The 18,047-nt window shown below is 64.8% G+C and carries 19 protein-coding genes; 11 read left to right on the plus strand and 8 right to left on the minus strand.

What is annotated here, in order from left to right; translation table 11 throughout:
• Window positions 1–51: 51 nt before the first annotated feature.
• Window positions 52–696, minus strand: a complete 645-nt coding sequence (locus LCM4576_RS20140; protein ID WP_040987893.1) for an arylesterase — start codon at window positions 694–696, stop codon at window positions 52–54.
• Window positions 697–778: 82 nt separating this feature from the next.
• Between LCM4576_RS20140 and LCM4576_RS20145 the strand changes: the two genes are divergently transcribed.
• From LCM4576_RS20145 to LCM4576_RS20160, 4 genes are all read left to right on the plus strand, one after another.
• Complete coding sequence (locus LCM4576_RS20145; RefSeq protein WP_040987894.1) at window positions 779–1,474, plus strand: ABC transporter ATP-binding protein; 696 nt, start codon at window positions 779–781, stop codon at window positions 1,472–1,474.
• Window positions 1,475–1,655: 181 nt separating this feature from the next.
• Window positions 1,656–4,154 carry an ABC transporter permease gene (locus LCM4576_RS20150; protein WP_157901222.1) on the plus strand — a complete coding sequence of 833 codons (2,499 nt, stop codon included), beginning with the start codon at window positions 1,656–1,658 and terminating at the stop codon, window positions 4,152–4,154.
• A gap of 238 nt (window positions 4,155–4,392) precedes the next feature.
• Window positions 4,393–5,133 carry a Bax inhibitor-1/YccA family protein gene (locus LCM4576_RS20155; protein WP_071034141.1) on the plus strand — a complete coding sequence of 247 codons (741 nt, stop codon included), beginning with the start codon at window positions 4,393–4,395 and terminating at the stop codon, window positions 5,131–5,133.
• Between the two features lie 116 nt (window positions 5,134–5,249).
• Window positions 5,250–5,822, plus strand: coding sequence for a GNAT family N-acetyltransferase (locus tag LCM4576_RS20160; RefSeq protein WP_071034143.1), 573 nt, complete (start codon window positions 5,250–5,252; stop codon window positions 5,820–5,822).
• Between the two features lie 120 nt (window positions 5,823–5,942).
• Here the strand turns inward: LCM4576_RS20160 and LCM4576_RS20165 are convergent, their stop codons facing one another.
• Both LCM4576_RS20165 and LCM4576_RS20170 read right to left on the minus strand, forming a co-directional pair.
• The gene (locus LCM4576_RS20165; RefSeq protein ID WP_040988010.1) at window positions 5,943–6,329 is read right to left on the minus strand and encodes a DUF2794 domain-containing protein; all 387 of its coding nucleotides are present in this window, start codon (window positions 6,327–6,329) and stop codon (window positions 5,943–5,945) included.
• A gap of 441 nt (window positions 6,330–6,770) precedes the next feature.
• The gene (locus LCM4576_RS20170) at window positions 6,771–7,586 is read right to left on the minus strand and encodes a thioredoxin family protein (RefSeq protein ID WP_071034144.1); all 816 of its coding nucleotides are present in this window, start codon (window positions 7,584–7,586) and stop codon (window positions 6,771–6,773) included.
• 185 nt (window positions 7,587–7,771) lie between these two features.
• On the opposite strand from LCM4576_RS20170, the gene LCM4576_RS20175 reads away from it, so the two are divergent.
• Window positions 7,772–8,443 (plus strand): ceramidase domain-containing protein, encoded by a 672-nt coding sequence (locus tag LCM4576_RS20175; protein ID WP_071034146.1) that lies wholly within the window; start codon window positions 7,772–7,774, stop codon window positions 8,441–8,443.
• Between the two features lie 83 nt (window positions 8,444–8,526).
• Here the strand turns inward: LCM4576_RS20175 and acnA are convergent, their stop codons facing one another.
• Complete coding sequence (acnA, locus tag LCM4576_RS20180) at window positions 8,527–11,217, minus strand: aconitate hydratase AcnA (protein WP_071034148.1); 2,691 nt, start codon at window positions 11,215–11,217, stop codon at window positions 8,527–8,529.
• Between the two features lie 283 nt (window positions 11,218–11,500).
• On the opposite strand from acnA, the gene ccmA reads away from it, so the two are divergent.
• From ccmA to LCM4576_RS20205, 4 genes are all read left to right on the plus strand, one after another.
• On the plus strand, window positions 11,501–12,109 hold the full coding sequence (gene ccmA, locus LCM4576_RS20185; protein WP_071034150.1) for a heme ABC exporter ATP-binding protein CcmA: 609 nt from the start codon (window positions 11,501–11,503) through the stop codon (window positions 12,107–12,109).
• Between the two features lie 217 nt (window positions 12,110–12,326).
• Entirely contained in the window at window positions 12,327–12,992 is a 666-nt protein-coding gene (ccmB, locus tag LCM4576_RS20195) for a heme exporter protein CcmB (RefSeq protein ID WP_071034154.1), read from the plus strand.
• Between the two features lie 117 nt (window positions 12,993–13,109).
• Window positions 13,110–13,277: a heme exporter protein CcmD gene (gene ccmD / locus LCM4576_RS20200; protein ID WP_071034155.1), complete on the plus strand. Its 168-nt coding sequence runs from the start codon at window positions 13,110–13,112 to the stop codon at window positions 13,275–13,277.
• Complete coding sequence (locus tag LCM4576_RS20205; protein WP_071034157.1) at window positions 13,274–13,852, plus strand: DsbE family thiol:disulfide interchange protein; 579 nt, start codon at window positions 13,274–13,276, stop codon at window positions 13,850–13,852. Before ccmD ends, LCM4576_RS20205 begins: the two co-directional genes overlap by 4 nt.
• A 161-nt stretch (window positions 13,853–14,013) precedes the next feature.
• Here LCM4576_RS20205 and LCM4576_RS36840 read toward each other — a convergent pair whose 3' ends face one another.
• Window positions 14,014–14,178: a hypothetical protein gene (locus LCM4576_RS36840; protein ID WP_198540277.1), complete on the minus strand. Its 165-nt coding sequence runs from the start codon at window positions 14,176–14,178 to the stop codon at window positions 14,014–14,016.
• Window positions 14,179–14,490: 312 nt separating this feature from the next.
• Between LCM4576_RS36840 and LCM4576_RS20210 the strand changes: the two genes are divergently transcribed.
• Window positions 14,491–15,411 carry an SMP-30/gluconolactonase/LRE family protein gene (locus tag LCM4576_RS20210; RefSeq protein ID WP_041010984.1) on the plus strand — a complete coding sequence of 307 codons (921 nt, stop codon included), beginning with the start codon at window positions 14,491–14,493 and terminating at the stop codon, window positions 15,409–15,411.
• A gap of 278 nt (window positions 15,412–15,689) precedes the next feature.
• Window positions 15,690–15,896, plus strand: a complete 207-nt coding sequence (locus LCM4576_RS20215) for a 4-oxalocrotonate tautomerase family protein (RefSeq protein WP_071034158.1) — start codon at window positions 15,690–15,692, stop codon at window positions 15,894–15,896.
• A 229-nt stretch (window positions 15,897–16,125) separates the two neighbouring features.
• Here LCM4576_RS20215 and LCM4576_RS20220 read toward each other — a convergent pair whose 3' ends face one another.
• From LCM4576_RS20220 to LCM4576_RS20230, 3 genes are read right to left on the minus strand one after another with little or no spacing between them, the layout of a single operon-like run.
• Window positions 16,126–16,656 (minus strand): NADPH-dependent FMN reductase, encoded by a 531-nt coding sequence (locus LCM4576_RS20220; protein WP_071034160.1) that lies wholly within the window; start codon window positions 16,654–16,656, stop codon window positions 16,126–16,128.
• Window positions 16,657–16,692: 36 nt separating this feature from the next.
• Window positions 16,693–17,313, minus strand: coding sequence for a pyridoxamine 5'-phosphate oxidase family protein (locus LCM4576_RS20225; protein ID WP_040987847.1), 621 nt, complete (start codon window positions 17,311–17,313; stop codon window positions 16,693–16,695).
• A 19-nt stretch (window positions 17,314–17,332) separates the two neighbouring features.
• Entirely contained in the window at window positions 17,333–17,989 is a 657-nt protein-coding gene (locus tag LCM4576_RS20230) for a septation protein A (protein ID WP_071034161.1), read from the minus strand.
• Window positions 17,990–18,047 lie beyond the last annotated feature (58 nt).

Raw genomic sequence — 18,047 nt, forward strand, 5'->3', positions numbered from 1 at the left:
GCGGTTTGTTGTCCACAATGTTTCCCCAGCGGAAAGCGTTGCGTTCCGGACTCATGACGGCCCCCCATTGTCGGCGATCGCCTTCACGACCACGGGAAGGATGCGCTCCACCATGACGTCGACCCCCTTGGGATTGGGATGCAGGCCATCTTCCAGCTGGAGGCCGGGGTGGCCGGCGACGCCGTCGAGAAAGAACGCATAGAGTGGGACGCCGTATTTTTCGGCAAGCCGCGGATAGATGGCGTCGAAGGCCTTCTGGTAATCGGCGCCGAGATTGGGCGCGGCGCGCATGCCGGCCAGAAGCACCGGAATGTCGCGCTGCTTCAGCTTGCCCAGCATGGCGTCGAGGTTCTTCTCGGCAATCTCGGGCGAGACGCCGCGCAGCATGTCGTTGGCGCCGAGCTCGAGGATCACCAGCCTCGTTCCGTCCGGYACCGACCAGTCGAGCCGCGCCAGCCCGCCGCTCGAGGTGTCGCCCGACACGCCGGCATTGGCGACGGTGACGTCGAGGCCTTTCGCCTTCAAGGCTGCCTGCAGCCTGTCGGTGAAGCCCTGGCCCGGGCCGAGGCTGTAACCCGCCATCAGGCTGTCGCCGAAGCCGACGATGGTGAAGGTGTCGGCGCGCGCCGGCGAAATGGCGCCGCAAAGGGCAAGGAAAAGGATGAGAGCTGCGGCAAGACGGTGTTTGAATGCCATGCGGCGAGCCCCATATGACCGGAACAACCCAAGGAAGGAGACACGGGCCGTCTCCTTTTTCCACATATAGGGCACTTTCATTGTGACAGAAGCCGTCATTGCGCTGAGGGACGTATCGTTGACGCTCGGCGAGGGCGCGTCCGCCGTCCATGTGCTGAAGGGCGTGAGCCTCGACGTGGCGGCCGGGCAAGCCACCGGCATCGTCGGCCCTTCGGGCTCCGGCAAGTCGACGCTGCTGATGGTCCTTGCCGGCCTGGAACGGGTCGATTCGGGCACGGTCCGGATCGCCGGCGAATTGCTCGACGGCAAAAGCGAGGATCAGATCGCTTCGTTTCGGGGGCGAAACATCGGCATCGTGTTCCAGTCCTTCCATCTCATCCCCAACATGACGGCGCTGGAGAATGTCGCGGTGCCGCTCGAGCTTGCCGGCCATGCCGATCCGTTCGGGGTAGCCGCGCGGGAACTAGCGGCGGTCGGCCTGAGCGACCGCGTGACGCATTATCCGGGCGAGCTTTCCGGCGGCGAGCAGCAGCGCGTGGCGATCGCCCGGGCGCTGGCGCCGTCGCCGCGCATCCTCATCGCCGACGAGCCGACCGGCAATCTCGACCAGGCGACGGGAAAGCAGATCGCCGACCTTCTCTTCGCCAAGGCGGCRGAACGCGGCATGACGCTGGTGCTGGTCACGCATGATCCGGCGCTCGCCGGGCGATGCGCGCGCCAGGTTTCGATGCGCTCGGGGCGGATCGAGGACGCGCCGGCGCTTAAAGTGACGGCATAGAGGCATGGCGGAGACCCCCTCATCCGGCCCTTCGGGCCACCTTCTCCCCGAGGGGAGAAGAGATCGCCGGGGCCGACGCCAGCCTCTTCTCCCCAGCGGGGAGAAGGTGGCCGCGCAGCGGCCGGATGAGGGGGCCTGGCTCCGCACATTGAAGCTCGCCATCCGCTTCTCGCTGCGCGAGATGCGCGGCGGCCTGTCGGGCTTCATGATCTTCCTTGCCTGCATTGCGCTGGGCGTCGCGGCGATCGGCGGCGTCAATTCCGTGGCRCAGGCGATCTCGGCCGGCGTCGCCGATCAGGGCCAGACGCTGCTCGGCGGCGATTTGCGCTTCCAGGTCAACCAGCGCGGCGCTTCGGACGCCGAGCTCGGCTTCATCCGCAGTCTCGGCGCGGTGTCGCAGACGTCCGGCATGCGCTCGATGGCGCGGCTGGAGGACGGGTCCGACCAGGCGCTGGTCGAGGCCAAGGCGGTGGACGGCGCCTATCCGCTCTACGGCGCGCTGGAAACCGATCCGGCGCTGCCGAAGGAGCAGTTGTTCGGCGAAAGGTCCGGCGTGTTCGGCGCCGCCGCACCCGACCTGTTGTTCGACCGGCTCAACCTTCACGTCGGCGACAGGCTGAAGCTCGGCAGCGCCGTTTTCGAGTTGCGGGCGAGGCTGGTCAGCGAGCCGGATGCGGTGTCGGACGGCTTCGGCTTCGCGCCGCGGCTGATGATCTCGAGCCAAGGGCTTGCCGCATCCGGCCTGGTGCAGCCGGGCAGCCTGGTCGAGAACGCCTATAAGGTGCGGCTGCCGGACGGCACATCGGAGGCGCGGATCAAGGATATCCAGGCCCAAGCCGCGAAGGATTTCCCGCAGGCTGGCTGGTCGATCCGCACGCGCAGCAACGCCGCACCCGCGCTCTCCGCCAACATCGAGCGCTTCTCGCAGTTCTTGACGCTTGTCGGGCTGACGGCGCTGGTGGTCGGCGGTGTCGGCGTGGCGAATGCCGTGCGCGCCTATCTCGACGGCAAGCGCGGCGTCATCGCCACCTTCAAGAGCCTGGGCGCCTCGGGCGGCTTCGTCTTCACCGTCTATCTCGTGCAGATCCTTTTGATCGCGGGCCTCGGCATCGTGCTCGGGCTGATCCTCGGCGCCGCGATGCCGTTCGTGGCGAGCGCGCTCCTGCAATCGGTCATCCCGGTGCCGGCGCAAGGCGGCTTCTATCCAGGCGCGCTTGCCATGGCGGCGCTCTTCGGCTTGCTGGTGACGCTGGCTTTCGCGCTCCTGCCGCTTGGCCGCGCCCGCGACGTGCCGGCGACCGCGCTGTTTCGCGAGATGGGATTCGAGAGCCGCGGCCTGCCCCGCCTGCCTTATGCCGGTGCGGCGCTGGCGATCGTCGTCGCGCTGGCGGCGCTGGCGATCCTTTCGGCCAACGACACCCGCATCGCCTCGATCTTCGTCGGCGCCACCGTCTTTGCCTTCCTGGTGCTGCGGCTGGTGGCCGTGCTGGTGCAATGGGCCGCAAGAAAGAGCCCGCGCGTGCGCTCCGTGTCGCTGCGGCTGGCGCTTGGCAACATCCACCGTCCAGGCGYGCTGACGCCCTCGGTGGTGCTGTCGCTCGGGCTTGGGCTGACGCTGCTGGTGACGCTGGCGCTGATCGACGGGAATCTCAGGCGGCAGATCTCCGGCAGCCTGCCGGAGCGGGCGCCGAACTTCTTCTTCGTCGACATCCAGAGCGGCGATGTCGATGCCTTCGCCAGCCTCGTCGGCAATGAGTCGCCACGGGGAACGCTGGTCAAGGTGCCGATGTTGCGCGGCCGCATCATGGCGCTCAACGGCGTCGACGTCGACAAGGTCAAGATCCCGGCCGACGGCGCCTGGGTGCTGCGTGGCGACCGCGGCCTGACCTATGATGCCAGGCAACCGGAGAATGCGACGCTGACCGAAGGCGCGTGGTGGCCGCAGGATTATTCCGGCGCGCCGCTGGTGTCGTTCTCGGCCGAGGAGGGCAAGGCGATCGGGCTGAAGCTGGGCGACAGCGTGACCGTCAACGTGCTGGGACGCAACGTCACGGCGAAGATCGCCAATTTCCRCCAGGTGCAGTGGGAGACGATGGGCATCAACTTCGTCATGGTGTTCTCGCCCAACAGCTTTGCCGGGGCGCCGCACGGCTGGCTGGCGACGCTGACCGACAAAAGCGCCACCACGGCCGACGATGCGCGCTTGCTCAATGCCGTCACCCGCGCCTTTCCGGCGGTGACGACGGTGCGCGTCAAGGATGCGCTCGACATCGTCAACCGGCTGGTCGCGCAACTGGGCATGGCGATCCGCRCCGCCGCCGGCGTGGCGCTGATCGCTTCGGTGCTRGTGCTTTCCGGCGCCCTGGCCGCCGGCAACCGGGCGCRCATCCACGACGCGGTGGTGCTGAAGACGCTGGGCGCGACGCGACGAACGCTGATCGCGGCCTTCTCGCTGGAATATGTGCTGATCGGCCTTGCGACCGCGCTGTTCGCGCTTGCCGCCGGCGGCATCGCCGCCTGGTTCGTGGTCGCGCATATCATGACGCTGCCGTCACATTTCATGCCGGAGGTGGCCGTGGTGACCATTCTTGTCTCGCTGACGGTCACCGTCGGCATCGGCCTTGCCGGCACCTGGCGGGTGCTCGGCCACAAGGCGGCGCCGGTGCTGCGCAACCTCTGATGCGCAGCCTTGACTGAGGGCTCCGGCGGCTTGCCCGGTTAAATCTTGGTAAGAATGGCGGCCGGAAGGCCCGAAAACCGGGCTTTTGCCTTCTCACAAAGCGTTACCGCGCGTTACCGTCTTGTTCTTGACGTCGAGAACGCTCATATTTTGCCCAGGCATGCTGGAGCTCCGCCAGCGGCGCCTGGTCCCCAAAAGACCTGTCACCGGACGGGGCAGAAGCAACAGAGGATTTCCAATGGCTGATCCCATTCGCAACTACCAGACGTCCGCCGCCCCCGGCGCGCGCGTCGATATCGATCAAGGCCTGCGCGCCTATATGATCAAAGTCTACAACCTCATGGGGCTCGGCCTGCTCATCACCGGCCTTGCCGCCTGGGGCGCCTTCCACCTCGCCGTCACCGGCGACGGCCAACTGACCGGCTTCGGCCAGCTGATCTATGCAAGCGCGTTCCGCTGGGTCGTCATCCTGGCGCCGCTGGCCGCCGTGATGTTCCTGTCGTTCCGCATCCAGTCGATGAGCGTGGCGGCGGCGCAGACCACGTTCTGGGTCTATGCCGGCCTTGTCGRCCTGTCGCTGTCGACGATCTTCCTCGTCTACACCGGCACCAGCATCACCCAGACCTTCTTCGCCACGGCCGCGGCCTTCGGCGGCCTGTCGCTCTATGGCTACACGACCAGGCGCGACCTGTCGGCGTTCGGCTCGTTTCTGATTATGGGCGTGATCGGCCTGCTGATCGCGATGCTGATCAACATCTTCCTGCAGTCGTCGGCGCTCGCCTTCGCCATCTCGGCGATCGGCGTGCTGGTCTTCGCGGGCCTCACCGCCTACGACACGCAGCGGATCAAGGAGATGTATTTCGAGGGCGACGTCGCCGATGTCGCCGGYCGCAAAGCCATCATGGGCGCGCTGYAGCTCTATCTCGACTTCATCAACCTGTTCATGTTCCTGCTGCAGTTCATGGGCGACCGCCGTTAAAGGCAGTTGCCGGTCTCACTGGACCACAGACTTTGCGAAGGGCGGCCCAACGGCCGCCCTTTCTTTTTGCGCAGCCCTTTGCTGTTATCGAGGCAGGAAAGAGAACTGCATAAATTATGAGCACTATCGCGATCAGACCCGCCACCGCGGCCGACCTCGACCGGATCACCGAAATCTATGCCGATGYGGTTACGCACGGCACGTCGAGCTACGAGCTGGAGCCGCCCAGCCGCGCCGAAATGGGCAATCGATTCGACGCTCTGGCGGCGGGCGGTTTTCCCTATCTCGTGGCCGAGAAGAACGGCGTCGTGCTCGGCTATGCCTATGCCGGGCCGTTCCGGCCGCGCCCCGCCTACCGATTCGTCGTCGAGGATTCGGTTTATGTCGCGCCCGAGGCCAAGGGGCAGGGCGTGGGCTCGGCGCTGATGCAGGCCTTGATCGAGACGGCGCGCGCGGCGGGTTTCCGCCAGATCATCGCGGTGATCGGCGACGGCCATGCCGACAGCGCCTCGGTGCGGCTRCACGAGAAGCTCGGCTTTTGCCATTCCGGGCGCCTGGAAGGCTCCGGCTACAAGCACGGGCGCTGGCTGGACACGGTGTTCATGCAGCTGTCGCTGAACGGCGGCGCGGCGCTGCCGCCGGATCCGGATTCGCTGCCGGAGCGGAGGTTCAGGCTCGGAGGGAAATGAGCAGAATGGGAAAATGGGAATTGAAGAAATGAGGAATTGAAGAACTGAAGAAAAAAATTTATCGGGCGCGTAGCGCCTCTTTTCCTCAATTCTTCAGTTCTTCAATTCTCCAGTTCCTCTTCAGGCCTCGACGACCTTCAGCTTCGCATCGAACACGCCGAGCACGCGGCCGAGTTCCTGGCCGCGCTTGAGGATGCGGCCGCCTGCCGCGATCACGGCGAAGGCGCCTTGCCGACGCGCCAGCTTGGGGTCCTTGACGATCTGGAAGAGCGGCACTTCGCTGGCCCGTCGGAAGACGGAAAAGACAGCGCGATCAGTGAGATGGTCGATCGCGTAGTCGCGCCATTCATTGGCCGCCACCATGCGTCCGTAAAGCCTCAGGATCTGGTCGAGCTCGCGCCGGTCGAATCGCACCGGCTGATCGAGGCGGGCGTTGCGCGCCTCGTGCAACGGGATCAATATTCCGGATGCTTCCCCATCCTCCGTCCCGCTGCTGTGATCGGTCATGCCTCGATCCTTCGATTGAATCATGCGCCAGCCAAGGTTCGCGCTTTCGTGCTGGAATTGCAAGGGCAGGATGGAATTGCGTCGCCCGGCGAGGCATGCKCGCGGTCGCGCGGTTTCCCAAACGTCCAGTCACGTTTGCAAAACGCATGTTGGAATTGGTGATACTTCGCCACATTCTTGCCACAAATAATCCGCGCTCATGCCCCAATGTCCGACGAGTTTACCGGCGTTGCCTGAGACGGTTCGGTCCGGCACCGGCTCGTAAACCCCAAGCCCCCCGCCCACGGGTCAGCGTCGGATCGAACCAACCTCGGTTTTTCCTTGGAAAAATCAGGTGCGACGATCCCAAAACCTGAATGACCGGCGTCAGAAGCAAGCTGACGCCGGTTTTTTATTGCATGGTGGGACTCACCTTCTCCCACAAGGGGAGAAGGGAAAAAGCTAAAGCCGATCCGGCTTGCGGATGAAGGCGGCGCCGAGGATCGGGCCGGGCATGYCGTCCTTGCCGACCGACTGCAGCAGCACCGCGCAGCCGCCCTTCTTGGCGATCTCGGTCATCGGCAATTCGTAACGCTGCGCCTTGCCGTGCCACATGCCGGCGGTCTGGATGTCGGAGACGGCGTTCCAATAAGTCAGGCTGCGGCCGCTGTTCTCGCCCTGGCCGATCTTCACCATCTGCGGCGGATCGAAATAGACGATCACCAGATGGRCATCGGTCGGGCCGCCGCCGGCGGCGTCGCCCGCGTCGATCATGACGCGGTCGCTGGTGYGGCTCACCTTGATGGCGACCCGCATGCCCTCGCCGGTCCTGTCCATGCGGGCCAGCGCACCGTCGACGTCCTTGCGGCTGGCGCCGTTGACGTGGCTGCGGCCGTTGATGACGGCTTGCGGCGTGTAGACCGAGCGGCTGCCGAAGGCGCGCATATAGTCATACTGGCGGTCGGTGTTCTCCTTGGTGCTCAGCGTGTCCTGCCAGCCGAGATAGTCCCAGTAATTGACGTGGTAGGCGAGCGCGACGATGTCGTCCTTGCCGGCGAGCTCGGCGAAAAACTCGTCGGCCGGCGGACAGGAACTGCAGCCCTGGCTGGTGAACAGTTCGACCACGCCCAAAGGCCTGTCGATTTGGGGCCTGTCGATTTGGGCCCTGTCGGTTTTGCCGGYCGCGGCTTTCTCAGGCTCGGCTGCCAGGGCCACGCCGCCCAACGCCGTCAGGGCCAGYGCCGCCGCCGCAAGCCGCAATCGTCCTCGAAATGCCATGACTTTTCCAATTCCCGCCGGTGACGCCGGCCTTTGTTCTGATTGCTAAAATATGTGGCAGAAGCGCCAGTCAACGGGAAGTCACGTTGCGGTGAAATTTTTGCTGTTGCAGCCGCAGGTCAGGGCGCAATAGGAGAGCGGTTGCATTTCAAGGCGCGGTTCGATTCGGGAGCAGCATCCTCACCATGTGGCAAACTCTCCTGACCCCTGTCGATCTCTATTGCGAACGGACGGGGCCTGGACTTTGGGCGGAGCCGGCTAATGCTTTGACCAACGTGGCTTTCATTGCCGCGGGACTGTGGGGTGTCTGGCAGGTGCGGCGCTATCAGACCGGCGCCTTCGCCGAGGTGCTGGCTTGGTGGGTGGTGGCGATCGGCATCGGCTCGACCCTGTTCCACACCTTCGCCAGCAAAGGCACGATCTGGGCCGACATCCTGCCGATCGCCGGCTTCACGCTGGCCTACACGCTGTTCAACCTGCGGCGATTCCTCGGCATGGACTGGAGCAAGGCGATCCTCGTCTTCGTCGCCTTCTATGCGGTGGCCGGCCTGATCACCTATGCGGTGCCCGACTGGCTGCGCCAGGCCTCGAACGGCACCACAGGCTATTTGCCGCCCTTCCTGGCGCTCGCCTTCTTCGGGGCGTGGGTGGCGGCCACCGGCAACCGGGCCGGATGGTACAATMTGACGGGATCGGCGATCTTCGTCGTCTCAGTCATCTGCCGCATGATCGATCCGCTGGTCTGCGCCAGCTTCCCGCTCGGCACGCACTTCCTCTGGCACGTCTTCAACGGGCTGATGCTGGCGGTGCTGCTCGCGGCGACGGCGCGGTTTGGGAAGCCGAAGGTTAGGCAGTAGGCAGTAGGCAGTAGGCAGTAGGCAGTAGGCAGTAGGTGTCCTGTTTCCCTACTGCCTATTGCCTAAGCCCTACTGCCTGGCCGCTACGCGGCCAGATCGCGCAGCACGTACTGCAAAATGCCACCGTTCTTGAAGTAGTCGAGCTCATCCAGCGTATCGATGCGGCAGATGATCGGCACGTTCTTCACCGTGCCGTCGCCGAAGGTCACCTTGGCGACCATCTTCTGGCGCGGCTTGATCGTGTCCAGGCCGTCGATCTCGACCAACTCGTCACCCTTGAGATTGAGGGAAGCCCATGAGGTGCCCTCCTCGAAGACGAAGGGGATGACGCCCATGCCGACCAGGTTGGAGCGGTGGATGCGCTCGAAGGACTGGGCGATGACCGCGCGGACCCCAAGCAGATTCGTTCCCTTGGCCGCCCAGTCGCGCGACGAGCCGTTGCCGTATTCGACGCCGGCGAAGATCACCAGCGGCACGCCTTCCTTCTTGTACTCCATCGCGGCGTCGTAGATCGACATCTCCTCCTTCGAGGGATAGTGGATCGTGTAGCCGCCCTCGCGGCCGTTCTCGCCCAGCATGTGGTTGCGGATGCGGATGTTGGCGAAGGTGCCGCGCATCATCACCTCATGGTTGCCGCGCCGCGTGCCGTACTGGTTGAAGTCGGCGACGCCGACGCCATGCTCGGTCAGGTACTTGCCCGCGGGCGAAGCGGCCTTGATCGAGCCAGCCGGCGAGATGTGGTCGGTGGTGATCTTGTCGCCGAAGAGGCCGAGCACGCGTGCGCCCTTGATGTCGCCGACCTTGCCGAAGGCGCGACCCATGCCGGCGAAATAGGGCGGGTTCTGCACATAGGTCGAGTGGTCGTCCCAGGCATAGGTCTGGCCTGCCGGCGCCTTGACCCTCTGCCAATAGGCGTCGCCCTTGAAGACATCGGCATATTTGCGGGCGAACAGCTCGCGGGTGACGTTCTTCTCGATGAACTCCTGGATCTCGGCCGAGGTCGGCCAGATGTCCTTGAGATAGACCGGCTTGCCGTCGCTGCCCTCGCCGAGCGGCTCGGTGGTGAGGTCCTTGGTCACGGTGCCGGCCAGCGCATGCGCCACCACCAGCGGCGGCGAGGCGAGGTAGTTGGCCTGCACGTCCGGAGAGACGCGGCCTTCGAAGTTGCGGTTGCCGGAAAGCACGGCCGCGGCGATGAGGCCCTTATCGTTGATCGTCTTGGAGATCGGCGCCGGCAGCGGGCCGGAATTGCCGATGCAGGTGGTGCAGCCGAAGCCGACCAGGTTGAAGCCGATCTGGTCGAGCTCCTTCTGCAGGCCGGACTTTTCCAGATATTCGGCCACCACCTGGCTGCCGGGAGCGAGCGAGGTCTTGACCCACGGCTTCTGCTTCAGGCCGCGCCGGTTGGCGTTGCGGGCCAAGAGGCCGGCGCCGATCAGCACGCTCGGGTTGGAGGTGTTGGTGCAGGACGTGATGGCGGCGATGACGACGTCGCCATGGCCGAGATCGTAGGAAGCGCCCTCGACGGCGTAGCGCTTCGAGATCTCGGCAGCTTTCTTGTACTCGGTCTCCATCGCCTTGGCGAAGCCGGCAGGAATGTCCTGCAAGGCGACGCGGCCTTCGGGGCGCTTCGGGCCGGCCATCGACGGCACGACGTCACCAAGATCGAGCTCGAGCAGGTCGGTGAAGACCGGGTCGGCCGAGCCCGTGTCGCGCCACATGCCTTGCGCCTTGGAATAGGCCTCGACCAGGGCGATGCGGTTTTCCTCGCGGCCGGACATGGTCAGATAGCGGATGGTTTCCGAGTCGACCGGGAAGAAGCCGCAGGTCGCGCCGTATTCCGGCGCCATGTTGCCGATCGTGGCGCGGTCGGCCAGCGTCATGTTGGAGAGGCCGGGGCCGAAGAACTCGACGAACTTGCCGACGACGCCCTTCTTGCGCAGCATCTGGGTGACGGTGAGCACGAGGTCGGTGGYGGTGACGCCTTCCTTGAGCTTGCCGGTGAGGCGGAAGCCGATGACCTCGGGCAGGAGCATGGACACGGGCTGGCCGAGCATCGCCGCCTCGGCCTCAATGCCGCCGACGCCCCAGCCGAGCACGCCGAGGCCGTTGATCATGGTGGTGTGCGAATCGGTGCCGACGCAGGTATCCGGATAGGCGACCGTCTCGCCATCTTCCGAATTGGTCCACACGACCTGGCCGAGATATTCGAGGTTGACCTGGTGGCAGATGCCGGTGCCGGGCGGYACGACGCGGAAGTTGCGGAAGGCCTGCTGGCCCCATTTCAGGAACTTGTAGCGTTCCTCGTTGCGCTCATATTCGAGCTCGACATTGCGGGCGAAGGCCATCGGCGTGCCGAACTCGTCGACGATGACGGAGTGGTCGATCACAAGGTCGACCGGCACGAGAGGGTTGATCTTTTCCGGGTCGCCGCCGAGCGCCTTGATGCCGTCGCGCATGGCGGCGAGGTCGACCACCGCCGGAACGCCGGTGAAATCCTGCATCAGCACGCGGGCCGGGCGATAGGCGATCTCGACGCCGGCGGTGCCCTTGTCGGTCAGCCAGGCGGCGACCGCCTGGATCGATTCCTTGGTAACGGAGCGGCCATCTTCGTTGCGCAGCAGGTTCTCCAGCAGAACCTTCATCGAATAGGGCAACTGCGCGATGCCGGTGAGGCCGTTCTTCTCGGCCTCAACGAGGTCGAAATAAACATAGTCCGCGCCACCTGCGGTCAGGGTGCGGCGGCAATTGAAACTGTCGAGGGATTTCGTCACGGCGATCCGTCCTTGTCTGTTCAGCCTGAAAGGGAACGGACGCCGTTGGCATGCAATCACGCGCAAAGGTGCGGGTACGGCCATTTCCGCTGTCCGCTCCCAAGCAACCCGAGCCGTTCAAGGCGGCACGTGCGCTGGTTCGGCGCTAATTCTGATCCCGCGCCGACCGCTGGCACGGATGAACCGCATATAGAGAATTTCCTGGAATAGTTCTAGACAGTCGAAAGACGAATTTGCGTGAGCCGGGAACGGCCGCGAAACGGTGATTTCGGACGGGCAAAGAATGCGGCTGATCGCCGAAAATCTGGGCGGCGAGCGCGGCGGCGAGACGGTTTTCTCCAATATCGGCTTCGCGCTGGACAAGGGCGAGGCGCTTATCGTCACCGGTCCGAACGGCGCGGGCAAATCGACGCTGCTGAGGGTAGTCGCCGGGCTCCTGCCGGCCGCCGAAGGGAAAGTTCGATTCGAGGGCGGCGGCGAGGCTTTCCCGACGGTCGCCGCGGCCTCGCATTATCTCGGCCATCTCAATGCGATGAAGACGGCGCTCAGCGTCGAGGAGAATCTCGGCTTCTGGCGGGCTTTTCAGGGGGAGGCGGGGCTTGGCGTGGAGGAGGCGCTGGAGACGGTGGCGCTCGGCGGTCTCGGGCACCTGCCCTTCGGCTATCTGTCGACCGGGCAAAGACGGCGGGCCTCGATCGCCAAGCTTCTGGTCACCCGCCGGCCGGTCTGGCTGCTGGACGAGCCGACGGCGGGACTGGACAAGGCCTCGGAKGAACGGTTCGCGGGATTGATGCGGGGGCACCTGCGGGATGGGGGGATCGTGGTGGCGGCGACGCATCTGCCGCTGGGGCTGGAAGGGGCGCACGAGCTGCAAATGAAGGTAGGTCTTTGATGTCGGTGCTCTACGGCGCCCCCCTCTGGCCTGCCGGCCATCTCCCCCACTTGGGGGGAGATCAGACGTCGCCGGCGATTTCGCCAACTACCAACGTCGGAAGATCCGGCGGGGCGCTGAAACAGCCAATCTCCCCCCTCGTGGGGGAGATGTCCGGCAGGACAGAGGGGGGCGCGAAGGAACTCTGCGTCTCAGATTGCCAAGGGGCGACCTCATAATGTGGGCCCTCTTCCTCCGCGACATCCGCCTCTCCATCCGCGCCGGCGGCGGCGCGTTGACCGGCGTCATCTTCTTCCTCGCGGTCATCGTCACCATCCCGTTCGGCGTCGGCCCCGACCTCAACTTGTTGTCGCGCATAGGCCCGGYGATCCTGTGGATCGCCGCCCTGCTCGCCTGCCTGCTCGGGCTCGACCGGCTCTTCCAGGCCGACCGCGAGGACGGCTCGCTCGACCTGCTGGTGCTCAACGGCGACCGCCACATGCTGGCGCTGACGGTGCTGACGAAATGCCTGGCGCATTGGACGGGCAGCGTTTTGCCGCTGGTGGTCGCGGCTCCTCTGCTCGGCCTGTTCATGAATATGGAGCCGCTGGGTATCGGCGCGACGGCGCTGACGCTGCTTGTCGGCACGCCGGCCATCACCTTCATCGGCGCCGCGGGTGCCGCGGTCGCGGTGGCGCTGCCGCGCGGCGGGCTGCTGATCTCGGTGCTGGTGCTGCCGCTCACCATTCCGGTGCTGATATTCGGCGTTTCGGCCAGCTATGGCGCGGTGGCCGATCCGGCGCCGTTCCTGCAGCCTTTCCTCATTCTGGCCGCGCTGACGCTGTTTCTTGCGGTGCTGGGCCCGCTGGCGGCGGCGCTGGCGCTGCGGCACGGGACGGATTGAGGCGAGGGAGACGTTCCTTCACTGCGGCACCGCGGCAAATTGCAGGACGGTCGCGCTAGGGCTAAGGGAAGACATGATCGGAACGGTTGACATGACCAAGAGCAGGGAGCGGTCGCTGTGAGCGCGCATGCCCTGTTCGTCACCGCCGCCTATGCCATCACGGCCGTCGTGCTGGCCGGGCTGGTCGGCTGGATCCTGCTCGACCAGCGGGCGCGCAAGCGTGAGCTCGCGGCGCTCGAAGCGGCCKGGGTGCGGCGGCGTTCCGACAAGGCAGTAAAACCATGAGCCTCGAAGGCGAAGCTCCGGCGCCACGGCGCCGTCTGTTCGTGCTTCTGCCGCTCCTGGTGTTCCTGGGGTTGGCGGGACTGTTCCTGTCGCAGCTGCTCTCGGGCCGCGACACCTCTGAAATCCCCTCGGCGCTGATCGGCCTGCCGGCGCCGCAGACGGACCTGCCGCCGCTCGAGKGGATGAGCCTGCCGGGGCTCGAGTCGAAAGACTTTGCCGGCAAGGTGACGCTGGTCAACGTGTTCGCGTCCTGGTGCGCGCCGTGCCGCGAAGAGCATCCGGTGCTTCTCGGCCTGTCGCAGGACAAGCGCTTCACGCTTGCCGCGCTGAACTACAAGGACCAGCCGGAAAACGCCCGCCGCTTCCTTGGCGATCTCGGCAATCCGTATCAGGCGATTGGCGTCGATCCGGCCGGACGCGCGGCGATCGACTGGGGCGTCTATGGCGTGCCGGAGACCTTCGTCATCGGCAAGGACGGCAAGATCGCCTACAAGCATGTCGGGCCGCTGACGCCCGACTCCGTGAAGGCTTTGCTGCTACCGCAGATCGAGAAAGCGCTGGCGGCGCCGGGCTGAGGCGGCGCTCCCCCTCATCCGGCCGCTTCGCGGCCACCTTCTCCCCAAGGGGAGAAGAGGTTGGCGCTGGCGCCTACCTGCTCCTCTCCCCTTGGGGAGAGGTCGGATTGCCCCGAATTGCCTTCGCAATTCGGTTGGCAATCCGGGTGAGGGTCTGTCGCTCAGCCGTAGATCTGCTTGTGGACCTGGTAGAGCATCTCGGAACGGTCGGMGCGCAGATCGGCGAGATCGCGGCTCGACAGGTTCTCGATTTCGGCGACGAGACGGTTGTAGTGGCGGCGCTTGGCGATGCTGGCGCGGGCACGGGAGACAAGATTGTCGAACATGACAGGGTTCCTTTAAGGCCGAACTGTTTCGGCTATGCCGCATTGGCGCGGCCGGTTGTTCCTCCCTGACGATTGCGAGGATGACATAGGAATGGTGCGTTGCAAAAGAAAGATGTTGCAATGCACCATTGCAATCAGCGCATAGCCGGTTAATTCCGACCTAACAGGCCTATGTGCCCGGCCTTGCAGCCGAGATGGCGCGCTTCACGCAGTTCTCATCCGTTTTGTCATACAAATTGCAGGCCTGCCGTCTTGCCAGATCGGCTTCGGGCTGGCTTGATCCGCCCGTCACCTGATGCCGGGAGGAAATTGATGGCGGCCGCTGACTATTACGAAATTCTCGATCCGCGCTTCGCGCGCCTGTTCAACGGCAGCGCGCAGGTGGAAAAGCTGTTCACGGGCTGCCGCTGGGCGGAAGGACCGGCCTGGTTCGCGGCCGGCCGCTATGTCGTCTGGTCCGACATTCCGAACAACCGCATGCTGCGCTATGACGAGACCGACGGCAGCGTCAGCGTGTTCCGCCAGCCGTCCGGCAATTCCAACGGCAACACGGTCGACCGTCAGGGCCGGCTGGTGACCTGCGAGCATTCCGGCCGCCGCGTCAGCCGCACCGAGTTCGACGGCTCGATCACCACCATCGCCGAGAAGTGGAAGGGCAAGCGGCTGAACTCGCCTAACGACGTGGTGGTGCGCTCCGACGGCTCAATCTGGTTCACCGATCCGAGCTACGGCATCGATACCGACTATGAGGGCGACAAGGCCGAAAGCGAGATCGGCGCCTGCAACGTCTATCGCGTCGATCCGGAGACGGGCGATGTCGAGGCCGTCATCACCGACATGGTGCGGCCGAACGGGCTCGCCTTCTCGCTCGACGAAAGCCTGCTCTATGTCGTCGACACCGGCCGCACGCATGGCGAGAAGAACCCGGCGCATATGCGGGTCTTCAACGTCGGCAAGCACGGCAAGAAGGTTTCGGGCGGCAAGGTGTTCGCCGACTGCACCGCCGGCCTGTTCGACGGATTCAGACTCGATTCGGACGGCCGCATCTGGACAAGCGCTGCCGACGGCATCCACTGCTACGACCCGGACGGCACGCTGATCGGCAAGGTCAAGGTGCCTGAGGTGACCGCCAACTGCGTGTTCGGCGGCAACAAGCTCAACTGTCTCTACATCGCCGGCACCACCTCGCTCTACATGGTGCGGCTGATGGTGAATGGGGCCAAGACCTATTGAGCGAGACTGTTTGGAAATTCTACTCCGGCGGCCATCTGCCGGCGGTTTCTGCGCTACTGCAGCGCCGCGCGTCCTCTTGGACGCGCAAAGGACGCTGCAGGAATTTTACTTGGCGCATGATCCTTTCCGAAATCGATTTCGATTTCGGGGTCATGCGCAGGCTCACGGACCTAAAAGTCCGCTCCGCTCCGGTTCTCGAAACCACCACCATATGACTCGCCGGAGCGAATTTCGAAACAGTCTCGGCCGTGCAAGCAACCGAAGGGGAGGGAGCAAAAATGYCATTCGTCAACATCCGCATCGTCAAGGAAGTGATCGCCGCCGATCCGGCCGGCAAGAAGGCTGACATCGCCAAGAAGGTGACCGCGGCCATCATGGACGCCACCGGGCTCAGCAACAACGATGTCTGGGTGGTGTTCGAGGAGGTCAACGCCCGCGACTGGTATGTCGGCAAGACCGATGTCGAGACGCTGCGAAAGGGGTAAAGGCTCTTCCAGGGCCTAAAAGTTGCGAGGGGTCGGCGGGACAGCGGCCCCTCTGTCTGCCGGACATCTCCCCCACAAGGGGGGAGATTAGATGTCGCCTCGGCTTTCGCCAATCGTCGACGTTGCAGGAGCGTGCCGGCGCCGAAACTGCCAATCTCCCCCGTTGTGGGGGAGATGCCCGGCAGGGCAGAGGGGGGCGCGAAGGATCGCAAGCGAAGCAGGTCAGCGCTTACTGTGATCGAATAAACCCCACGAATCCCTGCACCRCCTCACACATCGCCTGGCGGTTCGAACCCTCCGCCAGGATCATCTCCATCTCCGCCGGCTTCTTGCCCAGCAGCGCGATCTCCAGCGCCCCCTCATACATCGCGAACGACATCGTCCGCATGATCTCGGCCAAGGCGGCCCGCGCATAGAGCGAGCGCGGCGAGGCATGCACCAGCATCGCCGGCTTGCCGACGGCGGCGTCGCGCGAGACCAGCCAGTCGAGCGCGTTCTTCATGCCGCCGGGCACGCCATGCGCATATTCCGGGCACGAGACGATGACGCCGTCGGCGCGGGTGATCATCTCGATCAGGCGTGCCGCCTCGGGCGGCGTGCGGTCGCCCTCATCGTCGGGGTTGAAGATCGGCAGCCGGCCGAGGCCGTCATAGACCTGGACATGGCAGTCCGCGGGCGCGTTGGCGGCCAAGGCGGCAACGAGGGCCGAATTGGTCGAGGCGGCGCGCAGGCTGCCCGATATGGCGATGATGTCGATCAAGGGAGAACCGGACGAGGAGTGAGTCGTCCGGAAAGCCTACCACATGGTCTGGCGGTAATCGTCGTCCAACTCGCGATCGATCTCACCGGCACTTTCGCTCAGCGCCAGCTGGTCGCGGATGATCTGGCCGAGCGTCGGCAGCGTGGCGCGATCGTACCAGGTCTCCGGCTTCCAGAGGTCGGAGCGCATGAAGGCCTTGGCGCAATGCATATAGGCGGCCTTGACCGTCACCACGATCACGCTCTGCGGCTCCTTGCCGTCGACGGCCAGGCGTTCGCGCAAGGCGGGATCGACGGTGATGCGGGCGTCGCCATTGACGCGCAGCGTCTCGTTCATGCCGGGGATGAGGAAGAGCAGCCCGACCGACGGGTTGCGGATGATGTTTTCCAGCGTGTCCAGCCGGTTGTTGCCGGGCCGGTCGGGAATGGCGATGGTCGAGTTATCGAGGATGGCGGTGAAGCCGGGCTTGTCGCCCTTGGGCGTCACGTCGGCATTGCCGGCGCCGTCGGAGGAACCAATCAGCACGAAGGGGCTCTTGCCGATGAAGGAACGGCAATGGCCGTCGAGGGCTTTCAGTTCCTTGCGGATGGAGCCGTCGGTCGGCCGGGGCGTCTTGTAGATCGTCCTCAGCTCGGCATGCGTGGTCAGGAATTCCATACCGCCCCCCGTCCTGCGCTTAATTCCCCGCCTTCTCTTCCTTGGCTTTCTCCTCCAGCGAGTGGCGCATGATCAGCGGCATCTGGCTGAAGGTGAACAGCAAGGTGATCGGGATCGTGCCCCAGACCTTGAAATAAAGCCAGGTCGCCTCGGAAAAGTTGCGCCACACCACCTCGTTGAGCACGGCCAGGAACAGGAAGAACAGGCCCCAGCGGAAGGTCAGCTTGCGCCAGCCCTCGGCATCGAGCTGGAAGGCGGAATCGAAGACGTAGCCGAGCAGCGACCGGCCGAACAGTAGCCCGCCGAGAAGCGTGACGCCGAACAGCGAGTTGATGATGGTCGGCTTCATGAAGGCGAAGGTCTTGTCCTGCAGGTAAAGCGCCAGCGCGCCGAAGACGAAGACGACGATGGCCGAGACCAGCGGCATYAGCGGCAGGCTGCGCGTCAGCGCCCAGGAGGCGCTCAGCGAAAGTGCGGTCGCGACCATGAAGAAGGCGGTGGCGATCAGGATCGGCTCGCCAAGATGGGTGAGGATGGGAAATTTCTCGGCCAGYCACTCGCCACGAATGGTGGTGAAGAAGAACACCAGGCCCGGTCCCAGCTCGAGCAGGAACTTCAGGCCGGGATTCATCGGCTTGCGGCGTGGATCGGACGGGTCGCGTTCGAGGATGTTCATAAAAGTCCTTCTTGCGCATGATCTGGCCGAAAAGCAGGCGGCCTTCCAAGATCACGCC

This window comes from Mesorhizobium sp. LCM 4576 (genome assembly GCF_001854815.1).
Lineage (GTDB): Bacteria > Pseudomonadota > Alphaproteobacteria > Rhizobiales > Rhizobiaceae > Mesorhizobium > Mesorhizobium plurifarium.

Coding starts and splice junctions, on each gene's coding strand:
- LCM4576_RS20165 (WP_040988010.1), bottom strand. CDS start 6,329: ATGACCGATCACAGCAGCGGGACGGAGGATGGGGAAGCATCCGGAATA.
- LCM4576_RS20210 (WP_041010984.1), top strand. CDS start 14,491: ATGGCGGCCGCTGACTATTACGAAATTCTCGATCCGCGCTTCGCGCGC.
- LCM4576_RS20225 (WP_040987847.1), bottom strand. CDS start 17,313: ATGGAATTCCTGACCACGCATGCCGAGCTGAGGACGATCTACAAGACG.